General features: G+C 45.2%; 18 protein-coding genes. 3 read left to right on the top strand and 15 right to left on the bottom strand.

Annotated features, from left to right (window positions below):
• Positions 1–16: 16 nt before the first annotated feature.
• The 3 genes from A4V09_RS21965 to A4V09_RS21955 are packed head-to-tail and all read right to left on the bottom strand — an operon-like array spanning position 17 to position 3,298.
• Positions 17–1,228 (bottom strand): ABC transporter permease, encoded by a 1,212-nt coding sequence (locus A4V09_RS21965; RefSeq protein WP_065544207.1) that lies wholly within the window; start codon positions 1,226–1,228, stop codon positions 17–19.
• The gene (locus A4V09_RS21960; RefSeq protein WP_065544206.1) at positions 1,215–2,354 is read right to left on the bottom strand and encodes an ABC transporter permease; all 1,140 of its coding nucleotides are present in this window, start codon (positions 2,352–2,354) and stop codon (positions 1,215–1,217) included. The genes A4V09_RS21965 and A4V09_RS21960 overlap by 14 nt, the downstream gene beginning before the upstream one ends.
• 11 nt (positions 2,355–2,365) lie before the next feature.
• Positions 2,366–3,298 (bottom strand): ABC transporter ATP-binding protein, encoded by a 933-nt coding sequence (locus A4V09_RS21955; protein ID WP_065544205.1) that lies wholly within the window; start codon positions 3,296–3,298, stop codon positions 2,366–2,368.
• A gap of 207 nt (positions 3,299–3,505) precedes the next feature.
• Here A4V09_RS21955 and A4V09_RS21950 point away from each other — a divergent pair, with 207 nt between their 5' ends.
• Together A4V09_RS21950 and A4V09_RS21945 are read left to right on the top strand one after the other, a co-directional pair.
• Positions 3,506–4,585, top strand: coding sequence for a sensor histidine kinase (locus tag A4V09_RS21950; protein ID WP_065544204.1), 1,080 nt, complete (start codon positions 3,506–3,508; stop codon positions 4,583–4,585).
• Between the two features lie 27 nt (positions 4,586–4,612).
• The gene (locus tag A4V09_RS21945; RefSeq protein ID WP_065544203.1) at positions 4,613–5,239 is read left to right on the top strand and encodes a response regulator; all 627 of its coding nucleotides are present in this window, start codon (positions 4,613–4,615) and stop codon (positions 5,237–5,239) included.
• 12 nt (positions 5,240–5,251) lie between these two features.
• Here the strand turns inward: A4V09_RS21945 and A4V09_RS21940 are convergent, their stop codons facing one another.
• From A4V09_RS21940 to A4V09_RS21895, 10 genes are all read right to left on the bottom strand, one after another.
• The gene (locus tag A4V09_RS21940) at positions 5,252–5,482 is read right to left on the bottom strand and encodes a hypothetical protein (protein WP_065544202.1); all 231 of its coding nucleotides are present in this window, start codon (positions 5,480–5,482) and stop codon (positions 5,252–5,254) included.
• The gene (locus tag A4V09_RS21935; protein WP_065544201.1) at positions 5,479–6,090 is read right to left on the bottom strand and encodes a DUF1700 domain-containing protein; all 612 of its coding nucleotides are present in this window, start codon (positions 6,088–6,090) and stop codon (positions 5,479–5,481) included. Before A4V09_RS21935 ends, A4V09_RS21940 begins: the two co-directional genes overlap by 4 nt.
• The gene (locus A4V09_RS21930; RefSeq protein WP_065544200.1) at positions 6,077–6,400 is read right to left on the bottom strand and encodes a PadR family transcriptional regulator; all 324 of its coding nucleotides are present in this window, start codon (positions 6,398–6,400) and stop codon (positions 6,077–6,079) included. The genes A4V09_RS21935 and A4V09_RS21930 overlap by 14 nt, the downstream gene beginning before the upstream one ends.
• 143 nt (positions 6,401–6,543) lie before the next feature.
• On the bottom strand, positions 6,544–6,711 hold the full coding sequence (locus tag A4V09_RS27060; RefSeq protein WP_465220358.1) for a DUF6783 domain-containing protein: 168 nt from the start codon (positions 6,709–6,711) through the stop codon (positions 6,544–6,546).
• Between the two features lie 13 nt (positions 6,712–6,724).
• A complete protein-coding gene (locus A4V09_RS21920; RefSeq protein WP_065544199.1) occupies positions 6,725–7,141 on the bottom strand; it encodes a DUF6483 family protein in 417 nt (138 codons plus the stop codon).
• 15 nt (positions 7,142–7,156) lie between these two features.
• Positions 7,157–7,429: a DUF6171 family protein gene (locus tag A4V09_RS21915; protein WP_065544198.1), complete on the bottom strand. Its 273-nt coding sequence runs from the start codon at positions 7,427–7,429 to the stop codon at positions 7,157–7,159.
• 103 nt (positions 7,430–7,532) lie between these two features.
• Complete coding sequence (gene glnA, locus A4V09_RS21910) at positions 7,533–8,963, bottom strand: type I glutamate--ammonia ligase (RefSeq protein ID WP_065544197.1); 1,431 nt, start codon at positions 8,961–8,963, stop codon at positions 7,533–7,535.
• Between the two features lie 52 nt (positions 8,964–9,015).
• Positions 9,016–10,623, bottom strand: coding sequence for an MBL fold metallo-hydrolase RNA specificity domain-containing protein (locus A4V09_RS21905; RefSeq protein WP_065544196.1), 1,608 nt, complete (start codon positions 10,621–10,623; stop codon positions 9,016–9,018).
• Between the two features lie 118 nt (positions 10,624–10,741).
• Entirely contained in the window at positions 10,742–11,236 is a 495-nt protein-coding gene (locus A4V09_RS21900) for a DUF6147 family protein (protein ID WP_065544195.1), read from the bottom strand.
• A 17-nt stretch (positions 11,237–11,253) separates the two neighbouring features.
• Positions 11,254–12,195 (bottom strand): DUF4367 domain-containing protein, encoded by a 942-nt coding sequence (locus tag A4V09_RS21895; protein WP_065544194.1) that lies wholly within the window; start codon positions 12,193–12,195, stop codon positions 11,254–11,256.
• A gap of 245 nt (positions 12,196–12,440) precedes the next feature.
• On the opposite strand from A4V09_RS21895, the gene murG reads away from it, so the two are divergent.
• Positions 12,441–13,508, top strand: coding sequence for an undecaprenyldiphospho-muramoylpentapeptide beta-N-acetylglucosaminyltransferase (gene murG, locus A4V09_RS21890; RefSeq protein ID WP_065544193.1), 1,068 nt, complete (start codon positions 12,441–12,443; stop codon positions 13,506–13,508).
• A gap of 1 nt (position 13,509) precedes the next feature.
• On the opposite strand, the gene A4V09_RS21885 is transcribed toward murG, so the two are convergent.
• Positions 13,510–14,067, bottom strand: a complete 558-nt coding sequence (locus tag A4V09_RS21885) for an RNA polymerase sigma factor (RefSeq protein ID WP_065544192.1) — start codon at positions 14,065–14,067, stop codon at positions 13,510–13,512.
• Between the two features lie 20 nt (positions 14,068–14,087).
• The gene (locus A4V09_RS21880) at positions 14,088–14,495 is read right to left on the bottom strand and encodes an HIT family protein (RefSeq protein WP_065544191.1); all 408 of its coding nucleotides are present in this window, start codon (positions 14,493–14,495) and stop codon (positions 14,088–14,090) included.
• Positions 14,496–14,524 lie beyond the last annotated feature (29 nt).

Genomic DNA, 14,524 nt, shown 5'->3' with positions numbered 1-14,524 from the left:
AACGGCGGCTTTACTGTTACATCCCTATCTCTGTCTTTGTGGTTCCGAAGGACTCCTCCGCACCGCTTTTCTGCTTATTTACTGCCAGCGTAACACAGAGGACTGCTATTGTGAATCCCAGAAGGATCCCCATACACTTCCACACCGGAAGCAGATTCTCCATGCCGAATCCAGTCAGGCCGCTGATTTCATCCAGGCATTCTTCGTACCAGTATACGGGCAGGCATCTGGCAACTTTCAGAACGCTGTCCCCCATAATGCTGATGGGCACAAATGCTCCCCCCAGGAAAGACAGGCCCAGGGCCAGTATATTGGCTGCCGCATTCTGCATATTCGTATCCCTGACAAAGAGGGATGCCAGCACCGAGACTGCCATAGCAAGCAAAAGCATGATAAAGTTGTTCAGCAGGATCAGGCCTGTGATCCTGATATCCATGTCCTTCACCGAATCATAATATAGGAAAAGTCCTGCGGCTGTAAGTATGATCCAAAATACAATCCCAACACATGAACATCCCAATCCCATCTGCCACAGCCGTGTAAATGGTTTCAAAGGCCCGCACAGATTCCTCATACGAATATCCGGCCTCTGGAAGCTGAGAAATATGGAGGTAATGCAGAGAACACAGATAACCAAAATGATATACGGCGCCACCTGATATTGAGCCTTAAATCCCTCGGAGACGGGCTGTGTCTTCAAATACTGGCGTTTTTCCACGCTGACACTTCTGTTTAAAAGTTCTGATACCTCATCTGCAATTTTCTCTCTGTCCGGATTCTCCTCTATCTTTTCCCTGGTCTGTATATAGCCCCAATACTGGTTGACATAACTACTCATCTGATATCCACTGGCAGAGTCCTGTATCATATTTTCCAGTAATTTGACCGGTTTCTGATCCTTCAGGGCATCCTGGAACCCCTCCGGGATGATCAGGATATAGCTGACTGCCTCGTTAAATCTGGCATCCTGAATGGCTTCCATATCATCTTCAAGAGGCACATAAGTTCCATGCTCCTTTAAAAAATCCATCATTTTTTCCGTATAAATTGTTTCTTTATCTCTGTTTATCACTGTGAACGCAGGGCGGCTCTCCTCAAATACACTGCTGTAGCTCTGTCTGCTAAACTGTGAGAGCATAATAGATACGCCGATAAATATGATAAAATAAGTGGCAAACATGACCATCCTGCGTCTGATCACCAACAGACACACCTTAAATACTCTCATAATTCTGCCTCCTTAAAGAAAATGCTGACAGCAGAAACATTCCGGCTGCCATTGCCAGTATCACAGCTATGTTCTGGCAGTATCTCTGATAGTCGTCAAAATAGTACAGGCAGTAAAAAGCATCTGATATCCTTGCCGCAGGGTTCAGCCAGGAGATAATGGGCATATGCTGGTCCACAATATATTTCATGCCTGAAACCATCATGCCTGCCCCAAAACAGCAGAACATAGTAATGGATACCAGAATTCCAACTTTCATATTCTCTCCCAGTTTAGTCAGACAGCTTATAGCCGTACCGAACGCCACACCCAGGATAGTGCCTGCCAGACACGTGAGAACGAGAAGAGGCAGCCGGTCCCCAAAATCCACTCTCAGAATAACCGTAATATAAAACAATAGAAACAACAGGCTCATTATATGCACCGTTGCACTGGCCAGCAGGTCGTAAAAAATCACACGGATCCTGCCAAGGGGTGCCATCATGCGCCTGGCTCCCAGAGCGGACAGGTTTCCCTGCAGATATGTGATACTTGTAAGCCCCTGCATACCGCCGTACATGCATATCATTGCGATCAGGGCATAATAAAAGTTCACCACCGGGGAATAGGGCTGCGAGGAGAGGGATATTTCCTCTGTCAGGGTATCTCCTCCCATGATCCCCTCAAAATCAAGGGCATAATCCGGATTCTTTTCCATTATGGACCTTATATTTCCCTCTGTCTGCACATAGCGGTCCAGAAAGCTTTTCAGGATTGTCTGGTTTATGCCGTCCTGCTTCACTACAAGCTGGGGGATATTTTCCCTGATAAGAATATATCCGTCAATGTCTCCCTTCTCCAGCGCACTGTCCGCTTTGTCCCTCTGCGCATATTCCGTCACCTTCAGTATGGCATCCTCCCCGCTGCCCACCTGTTCCAAGACCTGATTGAACATCTGGTCTTCCTCATAGGCGGTATCAGTAACCACGCCCACCGGAACAGACTCCAAATTGTCTGACTGTGACACGGATGACAGGCAGAAATAAAACAGGGTCGCCATGATCAGCGGAAAGGCCCAAATCCAAATAAGCTGATCCTTGTTCCGAATGGAACTGAGTAAACGCTTACTGTAAATATTCCAGAACATATCCATCCCCCCTAATCCCTCAGCTCTTTTCCTGTGATTTCCAGGAAAACATCGTTTAATGTAGGCGGCTCTGAAAATATCCTGCCGAAATATATCTTATTTTTCCGCAGAATATCCAGCAGCGTAATGAGACTGTGGCCTCCGCTCTCGCACTGCACCTTCAAAAGATTCCCTGCATATTCCGCTTCCAGTACACCTTCCACTTTCTGTATTTTCGCCATGATCTCCGACGGAAGTTCTGATAATTCTATAGTGATCTTCTCACCTGTACGGATCAGGCCCTTCAGCTCCTCTTTGGTGCCGGAAGCGATCTCCCTGCCTTTATCCATGATCATAATGCGGGAGCATATCTGCTCCACCTCTTCCATATAGTGGGTGGTATAGATAACAGTGGCACCGTTTCGGTTCAGCATTTTAATGCCCTCCAGAATGCTGTTTCTGCTCTGTGGGTCAACTGCTACAGTCGGTTCATCCATAAAGATCAGCTCCGGCTTATGGGCAATACCGCAGGCAATATTCAGACGTCTCAGAAGGCCGCCGCTGAGCTTTCCGGGCTGGAATTTCCTGAAATCTTTTATATCCGTAAATTCCATGGCCTCCTCTACCAAAGCCTTTCTTTTCGTCTTTTCCGGCACATACATACCGCAGAAATAGTCTATATTCTCATAAACGGTCAGTTCATTGAATACTGCTACATTCTGCATCACAACACCGATTCTCTGTTTCACTGCCCGGTTGTCCGGCGCCATGATCTCTCCGAAAAGCCGGATCTCCCCTTTATCGTATTTGAGCAGGGCCAGCATACAGTTGATGGCAGTTGTCTTGCCGCTGCCGTTTGGCCCAAGCAGACCGTATATCTCTCCTTTCTTTACCTGAAGATTAAAATGGTCCAGAGCCACCAGATCCTTATACCGTTTTACAAGATTGTTTACTTCTATAATCATAGGTCATCCTCCCCTTTTTCTTATCTGCCTTCATTCTACCAATTTTGTTCCACCCCTGACAGTGAGCGGTGTCATAAATACAGGCCGCTGTATATGACATTTGTCATTTCTTCCTGCTGCACCTTACTTTTTATACAATCCTGTGATACACTCTTACTACAAGCATTGATAAATCTTAACACACACTCCGGGAAAGGGGGCGGACATATGAGGCGTCTGTGGGATAAATCCTTTATTTTTATATTTTGCACCCTGACTCTTGCAGGCTATGCTATTATTACTCCTCTTATCTCAGCCCTGCTTTTATCACTCAGTGTAACCGCGCTCATTTCCTTTCTGGACCGGGAACGGGCCCGGGATCATCTGTGTGGGATCTGTATCGCTGTCTCCCTGTTCTACCCCGGTCTGGCAGTCTTTCTTCCGGTTATTTACTATGACTGTCAGCGCTCCCGGAAAAGGGTTCTGCAGCTTGCCTGGGTCCCGGCATACCTGTACCATTTTCACAATTTCACCGTATCGGCCTTTTTTCTGAACCTCATGACAGGGGTGCTTGCAGTCTACATCTCCCGGCGGACGATAGAATATGAAAATATGATGACGGAATTTCACAACTCCCAGGACAGCACCCGTGAGGAATCCCTTTATCTGGAGCAGAAGAACAGGGAACTTATGGAAAAACAGGAGTATGAGATCCAACTGGCAACCCTCACCGAGCGAAACCGGATCGCCAGGGAGATCCATGACAATGTAGGTCATCTTCTCACTCGTTCCCTCTTCCAGATACGGGCCATGCAGGTTGTGTGGAAAGAACAGGAGGAGCTGGCCGCACAGCTTTCCGCTGTTAAATCCACACTGGATGACGCCATGAACAATGTGCGGAGCAGTGTGCATAATCTATATGAGGAATCTGTGGACCTGCAGATGGTACTCTCACGCCTGACCCGGGAATTTACCTTCTGTCCCGCGGCACTGGACTACAGCGCCAGGATTGAGTCCAAAGAGTTGAAATACTGCGTGATCGCCATTGTAAGAGAGGCCCTGTCTAACATTTCCAGGCACAGCAATGCAACAGAAGCTTCCGTCTCCGTGCTGGAACATCCCGGATTCTACCAGCTCATCATTCAGGACAATGGTACCCAGACAGCCGTATCCGATTCCGTCGGTATCGGACTTATGAATATGAGGGAGAGAGTGGAGGATTTTCACGGCATTTTCAGGACGGAGAACAAGAATGGGTTCCGTATTTTTATTTCCATTCCTAAACAGAGCGAGCAGGTTTCAAAATAACACGGATAACAGAAGTGAGGTATTGATATGAAAGTTATAATTGTTGATGATGACCCTTTTGTCTGCATTTCATTGAAAACAATTCTGCAGGCAGAGCCTGATATTGAAGTATGCGCTTCCGGAAACAGCGGGGAGGCGGCGGTCCGTCTGTACGAGGACATGAGGCCGGATATTCTGCTTATGGATATTCAGATGGGGGACTTTTCCGGTCTGGATGCAGGGGCGGAGATTTTGGAAAAACATCCGGAGGCCAGAATCCTGTTCCTGACCACCTTTTCAGACGACGAGTACATTGTGCGGGCTCTGCGCATTGGTGCCAAAGGTTATCTGATCAAACAGGATATTGAAACCATTGCTCCGGCTCTGCGCTCTGTCATGTCCGGGCAGAGTGTGTTCGGCAGCGAAATTGTTACCCGGATTCCGAAAATGATGGAAAGATCCGGAAGCATGGATTTGAGCAGATATGGGATATTAGACCGGGAAATGGATGTCATTGAGCTGGTGGCAAAAGGCCTGAATAATAAAGAAATCGCACAGAGCCTTTACCTCAGCGAAGGCACTGTGCGGAATTATTTAAGTGCAATATTAGATAAACTGAGTCTGCGTGACAGGACGCAGCTTGCGGTTTTCTATTATAAGAACATGGAAAACTGATGCTCACAGCCATCAAAAAGAGCCAAAGTTGGTGATATAGAATCCATCTCTCAGCTTTATACCTATATGGAAGTTCCCTCGCTCATAGTGGATGGTCTGGTACCATCTGTTTTCACTCCATTTTAATAAATTATTAGGTTCAAATCCAGTCATTCCGAATCCCACAAGTCCCACAGCTGCTCCGGCCAGCATAAAAATAACGCCAGCCAGCAGGATTTTGCTTTTAAATGATTTCATTTTCATGCTTTAACACCTCTCTTTTTCTGAAACAGTCCTGCAAGCCATCTGCTGAATTTTGTAGTAACCACTACAAATTTTTTACCCACTTCCCAGGTAAGCAGTGTGGTTACCAGAAAAGCGCCTGCAAACAGAATTCCCAGTCCCATCTGCACCAAACCTGTGGCAGTATCCTGGAACAACAATATAGCAGAACCTACTGTGCTTACCAGGGCTAAAAAAAGACTGGACACACTAAATACACCACATATAAAAGGAATGCACCAGATAAGCACATAGGCACATAATACCATGATCACGGCTGAAAGCGCACAGCAAATAGCCACAAGGACCAGGCTTCCCCAAAGCGGAGAACCCAGGACCAATAATACAATAACCCCTGCCTTCATCCACGTGGGTGTGGGCTTGGGCGGCTGGGCGTCTCTGTCTGACAGGATCTCCTGTGCTATCTCACCTGGATTCCCTATTCGCTGCACAGCCTCCTCCTCTTCACATCCGTTCTCCATATAATCCGCGATCATCTCTGAATAATAGGATAGGAATCTATTCCGTTCCTCCCTTTTCAGGCTCCGCAGCAGCCGCTCCAGACTGCTTAGAAATTCATCCTTCTTCATTTTCTACTGCTCCCTTCACAAAATCGTATATATCTGTTACCTGCTGCCAGTCATGTAAAAACTCCTGGATATGTTCCTTGCCCCCGTCGGTGATTCTGTAGTATTTACGCAAGCGGCTGTTGTGCTCCACCGAGTATGTCTCCAGACGCCCGTTTGCTTCCAGGCGTTTTAATATGGGGTACAGGGTTGATTCTGATATTTCAATACATACGGATATGTCTTTAATGATCTGGTATCCGTAGGAATCATTCTTGTATAATACCGCAAGAACACAAAATTCCAGGAAGCCCTTCTTTAGCTGTGTGTCCATTGTATTGCCTCCTTATGCATTACACTATACATTACATAGTATAATGTGTCAAGAGGTATTTTATGTTTTTCTCTTTGGGGTATAAAAAAATCGCCAACTTTTATAAAGTGACGATTTCCGCTCAATGCTTCCGTATTTTATTCCTACCGCGCCTTACCGCTCTTAGAGTGTGTCTGAAAATTGCTTTCGGCAAGCTGTGCGTGGCACTTTATGGGAGATTTGGACCCGATGAGGGAGGCGTAGCGGGCAACGTTGACCGAATTGGGGCCAAATATACCGCGAAGTGGGACGTGCACATTGTGGGAATGAATTTTCTGACACACTCTAGCGCTCTTCCTGCCCGGAAGGGCCGTCCAAATACAGATCATCAGACAGTTCCTCCAGACCTTCGATACCATTGGCCGCTGCCAGCGCTTCCACACCGTCCAGAATTTCCTGTCTGCTGTAGCCGTTTGCGGCCAGAAATTCATCTGTATATTGGTTGATATGGAGATAAAAGCTCATAGCCATCTCCATGTATCGTTTGTCAGTCTGATCCATATCTGTAAGGAGTATGTTTTCCGCCTCATTGATCTTTCCCTTGTCTGCCATCTCAATGATTTCACGGTAGAGAAAATCCGTATCATCCGCTTTTTCTTCCTCCACCTCATACTCTGTAAATCTCTTTCCAAAGATGACACAGGCCAGGGCCTTGACCATATCCTTAATTATCCTCATGACATAATCTTCTTCCAATCTCATGCTGCGTCCTCCTTCTCACCACTTCTTCGGAATCCCGGGACAGTTGTTCTTTTTCATGACAGCCCGCATCTCCACAAAGCATCCGCAGATTCTGCACATTCCACTTATTAAATTATCACATTCCCTGCAAAATCCAAGTCTCCGGTCATAGAGCTGTGAGGAGACCTTCAATTCCTCATCCAGATTTTCAATGTATTTACGCATGTCATCAAAATACTGCCCTTCATCCATATCCTGAAGAAGACACTTTCTGCAGAAACGTTTGGGTTGGTTTCCCGTATTCTCCATGCTGTACCTCCGTCTCGCATAATTATGTAAACTAAATGTCGTCTAAACCTTTTCTTGCACCACAGGCGGAATCCCAAAGAAATCCCGCCTGTGATACTGCTATTTATAGATCATAATAATATTTAAATTCTGAGGGGCTTGGAATCTGTTCAATTTCCTGCAGCTCTTTTTTCTTTTTCTCCAGCCAGATGTCAATGAGGCGCTGCGGGAAGACGCCGCCTGCGGTGAGATAATCGTGGTCGTTTTCGAGGGCTTCCAGAGCTTCTCCCATGGAACGGGGCAGGCTCTGTATCTTTTTCTGCTCCTCAGATGACAGGGAATACAGATTGCAGTCAAAGGGGCCCCATCCGTGTTGGCGCGGGTCTATTTTATTCTTGATCCCATCCAGGCCTGCCATAAGAATGGCAGAATATGCGTAGTATGGATTGGCTGTTGCATCCGGGTTGCGCAGTTCAAATCTCTTGGCTTCCGGTTTCTTGGCATAAGCCGGTATACGGATGACCGCGCTCCTGTTTGAAGTTGCATATCCAATGGTTACAGGTGCTTCATAACCGGGCACTAGACGTTTAAAGGAGTTTGTGGATGGGTTGGTAAATGCGCACAGGGAGGCAATATGCTTGAGTAATCCGCCGATAAAATAATGGGCAGTGTGGCTCAGTCCTGAATATCCGTCCTTATCGTAAAAGATGGGAGCACCGTCTTTCATGAGCAGCATATGCACATGCATACCGTTTCCGGCTTCTTTGTGAATGGGTTTCGGCATAAATGTGACGGTTCTGCCCTCTGCCGCAGCCGCATTTTTCAAAACATATTTTACGATCATGGTCTTATCTGCCATTTCCACCATATCACCCAGCTCAACCTCAATTTCCATCTGACCCGGACCGCCCACTTCGTGGTGATGATATTTTACTTTGACACCCCACTCCTCCAGGAGCATACACATTTTACTTCTGAGATTATATCCCACGTCCTGGGGGGCCGCTGCGTGGTATCCACCCTGATACGGAACCTGATAGCCGTTGTTCTGCCCATTATCTATGCCGCTGTTCCACTCCGCCTGCCTGGTGTCAATACTGTAGCTGCACTTTTGAGGTGTGACACTATAACTTACATGGTCCAGCAGATAAAATTCAAATTCCGGCCCGATCACCATCCGGTCCGCGATCTGCTCTTCCTGCATATATTCCACTGCTTTGAGCGCAACATTTCGTGGATATTGGTCAAAGGGCAGGTTCTTGTCTTCACCGATGGTGCAGACATTTCCGCACATAGTCAGTGTGGGAATCTCTGCAAAAGGGTCCACGGTAGCTGTGTCCGGGTCTGGAATAAATACCATATCGCTTTTTTCTATAGGAGCATAACCATAATTAGAACCGTCAAATCCGATTCCATAGACAAAAATGTCATCATCAAAACGTTCCACAGGAATGGTCAAATGGCGCCACCGTCCGTTTAAATCTGTCATTTTAAAGTCTATCATACGGATCTGCTTTTCTTCACACAGTTTTCTCACATCTTCACTTGTTTTCATATAGAATCCCCCATTCTCTTTGTAAAATAGTTTCTTCCGCTGTTCCTGGCTGTCAGCGGTCCCACTTATCGCACATGGAATTAATCTGGTCTGCAAATCTTGCCAGGTCTTTATTTGCACCGCCCTCATTATGACGGATAACCGTCATTAACCGCTGGCCCGCTGCAAGAAGTCTTGCATAAACACCGGAAGCCTTGCGGGCTTTTGCCTTCTCTTTCGCATGTTTAATGACAATTCCAACGGTTTCCTTCTCAAATTCATTTGCCAGCATATCAAATTCCGTGCCGCTGAAAGGCGCCATGGCATTGTAGCCCAGTTCATTTTTCAGCCTTTCCGCAAACAAATCACATACCTGGTCATCCCCGTGTGTTACAAAGACACGCTGGGGTTTCTCCTTAAAGGCGGATGCCCAGCGGATCAGTCCCGCATCATCCGCATGGCCGCTGATGCCCGGCAGTCTCACTATGTCTGCGCAGACATGGATATCCTCACCGAACAGCCTTACATCTGTAGCGCCCTCCAGCAGCGCACGTCCCAGCGTACCTACAGCCTGGTATCCGACAAATACAATGGTGGACTCATGCCTCCAGAGATTATGTTTCAGATGATGCTTAATACGTCCCGCATCGCACATACCGCTGGCCGACAGGATCACCTTATGGCTGTCATCCATATTGATGGCTCTTGACTCATCACTGGTGATGGAGAGCTTCAAACCCGGAAATGCTATGGGATTGATACCTTTCTCTATGAGGTCCATAGCTTCCTCATCATAGCAGTCCGTATAATGCTCTTTGAAAATATTGGTGGCCTGGACGGCCAGAGGGCTATCCACATACACATCAAAATACGGGTATTCGGGAAGCATATTTTCTTCTTTGATCCGCCTGAGGAAATACAGCATTTCCTGAGTCCTGCCAACAGCAAAGGAAGGGACCACCACGTTTCCGTTCTTGTCAAAGGTTCTTTTCAGAATTTTCACTAATTCCATGGCATAGTCAGGCCTTTCACCGTGACTCCTGTCACCATAGGTGGATTCCATGACCACGTAGTCCGCGCTGTCCAGATATTCCGGATCCTTTATAAGCGGCTGGTCCAGGTTGCCGATATCTCCGGAGAATACAATCTTCTTCTCCACGCCCTCCTCTGTGATCCATATCTCAATACTGGAAGACCCCAGAAGGTGCCCGGCATCCACAAATCTCACCTGTATGCCGTCCGCAACCTGGATTTTTCTGCTGTATTCACACCCCACAAACTGTTTGATCACATTCAGAGCATCCTCCATGGTATACGCCGGTACAAAATCAGGCTGTCCGTTTCTCTGTGCCTTGCGGTTCCGCCACTCTGCCTCAAACATCTGGATATGTGCACTGTCACGCAGCATAATGTCACACAAGTCGCAGGTAGCATTGGTTGCATAAATAGGTCCCCGGAATCCTTTTGCATAAGCCAGCGGGAAATTGCCGGAGTGGTCAATATGGGCATGGGTCAGCAGCGCAAAATCCACATCAGACATTGCCACCGGAATCTCCTGGTTTTCATACTGATCCGGTCCCTGCTCCATTCCGCAGTCCACCAAAAACTTCTTCCCCGCCGCCTCCAGGAAATAACAACTTCCCGTAACCTCATGAGTCGCACCTATAAAAGTCAGTTTCATAAAAGAACCCCCTTTGCGGTTATATAAAAGTATGGTTACTTTCATTATACCGTAAAGGGGGGGAGTTTAATAGAACTTTTCAGATTATTTTATTATTTTTGATAGTGGTGATTAATTATTATCCTATCCAGATTCCATCGGTAACTGGTGCTTTTGATTCAGTAGTGCTTCCCTTCTGTGCAACACAGGCTGCCTTTACTCGGTAATAATATCCTGCTGCTACACCTACATTATAACTTCTTGACATAAAAGAGGTATTATATGCAACATCACTGTATGAGTCATAATTATACCACCCCCCATTTCTGTACTGCTGAATTGTCAACTTTAAAGTCATTTTATCACACGTCACACTGCCTAATACAGCACCATAAATATTTACTGTTCCATTACCATTATTCGTTATCTTAGCCAAACCTTGGTTTAGAATATTTCCTCTTACAACTGAAGCGTCTACTGCTTCAGAATACATTTTATCTGTAAGTTCTGAACCGTCAACTATTTTCCCTAAATCTTCTCTAGCTTCAGCATTTACTGGCAAAGTAAAGCTAAATACTATAACAAGACTTAATACCATAGTTATCAATGATTTAATAATTCCTTTTTTATTCATTTATTTTTTTCCTTTCATTAATACATTATGTTTTTAACAATTTCTATCATTTCTTCTTCATTTATTTTACCAACTGTCTCGTAAAACGTATTTTTATATTCCCATTGAGCTACATAAGTTGGCTTTTTATCCTCAGGCTCGTCTATTTTCCATAACTCTGCATTAACATCTGAGAGTTCGCTACCAATTACATCAATTTTTTTACCAAAGTCATTTTTATATATTCCACTAGCATCCTTAGGATTCGCCAATGCAATCAAAAAAATGGACTCATTCTCGCACAAATATTCCATAAGAAATGTCTGTGCTTCTTCATCAATCTCATATCCCTTATATTGAACATTGTCTGGTAGATAAAACAGTACTGGAACCTGTATATTTAAAACATCTTCAGCTTTTTTTCTATCTACTTCTTCTGTTGTATCACTTTCTATAGTTTCATTTGTATTATTAATTACAGTCTCCATGTTGTTACCCATCAGTTGATTAACTTTCTGCATTACAAATGTACGATTTGCTTGACTACTCATAGATATCCCAAAAACACCTAAAAGCGTTACTGCAATCATAGCAACCCATTTTATAACAAAATATTTTTTACTAAAGTGGTGGATAACTTTTCCTTTAGAAGTAGAAACTTTCTCTTGTGTTTTTCTCCTCTTTCCTTGCACAATATCATCTGAAAATTCTATCTTTTTAACTCTTACATCGTCTGTCTCTTCTTCAGCTGTCTCTTCTTCGGCCAGCAGCCCTCTCTCATTGGCTATTCCCACAATTTTCTGGAGCAGCTCCTCGGAGGGCTGAAAATCATCTAAATTCGGGTCGTTTTCCAACCCGTTTACCATATCTGCGGTTTCATCAAGGACGCTTTGGCTGACCCATTCCTCAAAAGCTTTGTCTTTCTGGACTGCCGCAGACTTATGTGCTTGTTCAACTTGCTTTTCGTCCAATTTACTCATGAAACTCCTATCTTTCCTTGACTTTTCCTGACAAGTGTATCATATTATCTTATAGTATTTGTTTCGTAACCATTCAGTAGGTGTCTGCGCATTAACTGCGCTGACCGCAAAAAATCATTCAGCAGCCAGGCAAAGATCCCGTTGCCGAAGGCGATTCTGTGTGGATCTTTGTTCGTAACTGTGAAGGTACTGAACCGTTACAATTATTCTTTTAACTATTATTTTTGAATGAGCAGGAGGACACCATGAAACATATCGTACTTACCGGCGGCGGTACTGCCGGACACGTTACCCCCAATATTGCAATGATTCCCCGCCTAAAGGAGCTGGGCTATACCATTTCTTATATCGGCTCCTATGAGGGAATCGAAAAAAAACTGATAGAGGAACTGGGTATCCCTTATTATGGGATTGCATCCGGTAAATTAAGACGCTATTTTGATGTCAAGAACTTTACTGACCCATTCAAAGTTATGAAAGGATTTGCGGAAGCTAAAAAACTTATGAAGCAGTTAAAACCTGATGTTGTCTTTTCCAAAGGCGGTTTTGTTACCGTTCCTGTGGTCATTGCGGCAAGCAGGAGAAAAATCCCTACCTTTATCCACGAATCTGACATGACACCTGGTCTGGCTAATAAAATTTCTATTCCTTTTGCTACTAGAGTGTGCTGCAACTTCCCTGAAACCGTGTCTGAACTGCCCGCGAACAAAGCGGTACTGACCGGAACTCCCATACGGCAGGAACTGCTGGAAGGAATCCCCGAAAGAGCACGGACTTTTACCGGTTTCACTTCTGACAAACCGGTTATTATGATTATTGGCGGAAGCCTTGGTGCAGCAGCCGTAAATGATGCCGTCCGTGCAGTTCTTCCTGAATTGCTGACAGATTTCCAAGTTGTCCATCTCTGCGGCAAAGGAAAACTGGACGAATCATTAAAAGACACAAAAGGTTATGTACAGTATGAATATATCAAAAAAGAGCTGGCCGATTTATTTGCCCTTGCGGATATTGTCATTTCCAGAGCAGGCGCCAATGCCATCTGTGAACTGAGTGCACTGAAAAAGCCTAATCTTCTGATTCCGCTTTCTGCCCGTGCAAGCCGCGGTGACCAGATACTGAATGCCCGTTCTTTTGAACGCATGGGCTACAGTATGGTTCTGGAGGAGGAAGAAATCACCAATGAAAAACTTCTTGATACAATTAACTCCCTCTATAAAAACCGCTCTGCTTTTACGGATGCCATGTCCAAAAGCAAGCTGACTGATTCTATTGAAGAAATTGTTCAGCTATTTGAACAGACCATAAACAGATAATTCATAGAGAATCGTATTCTGACTGATATCTTTGTTTCAGCCATTCCATCATCCTGTGTCTCTTGGTACGCACATTTCCAATCGTGATACCAAGAGCGCAGGCAATTTCTTCATCGTTTTCTCCCATGACATATGTCCTTACTGTGATTTCATACCAGTCCGTATTCTTCGTTCTCAGAGAATTCAAAATCTTTCCGGTAAATTCTTTGTGCACCATCATCTCAGCCATTTCATCATTATAAAATCTGGTGCTTTTGCCTCCGCTGTCAATCTTGTCCGCCATTTTCTCCGCACCGGCTTTTTCAGCACGGTCTCCTGCTGTCACTTCATGTACCTGATAAGCCTTCTTGCAAAAATCTATGGCTTTTCTTCTGGCACAAACGGACAGCCATTCCGCATAACGTGTTTTATCAACAGTATCCACTTTTTCCAGAAACGTAAGGAATGTTTCCTGGCAGATATCCTGTGAAAAATCTGCATCATACAAGACACAGTATGCCGCTTTCATAACTAAACGATAATATTGATGAAAGATTTCACGAAATTTTTCTTCTGTCATCTTAACCCTTTTCCTGAAGTCTAATCCATTGAAAACTTCTCAAGGATTTCCTGTTTATCCTCCTCTGTTAATTTCCCCGGCGTCCATGTAATCCCAGCGTTATCCCCAACACTGCGCGGTATCAGATGGATATGGAAATGGAAGACTGTCTGGCCAGCTGCTTCTCCGTTGTTCTGCACAACATTATAACCATCGCAGCCGAGAACGTCTCTCATTCTGGTGATTATTTTCTTTGCAAGCACCATCCCTTTACCTGCCAGCTCATCAGGGATTTCATAGAGATTGGCATAGTGCTGTTTCGGCAGAATTAAAGCATGTCCTTTGTTCGCTGGTCCCAGGTCCAGTATGACCCGGAAATCCTCATCCTCATACAGCGTTGCGGATGGGATCTCGCCGTCTGCAATTTTACAAAAAATACAATCCGACATATTTATTTCTCCTTTCTGTGCTGCTTTTG

The sequence above is a fragment of the Blautia pseudococcoides genome (assembly GCF_001689125.2).
Lineage (GTDB): Bacteria > Bacillota > Clostridia > Lachnospirales > Lachnospiraceae > Blautia > Blautia pseudococcoides.
This window is presented reverse-complemented; position numbering and strand designations above follow the sequence as displayed.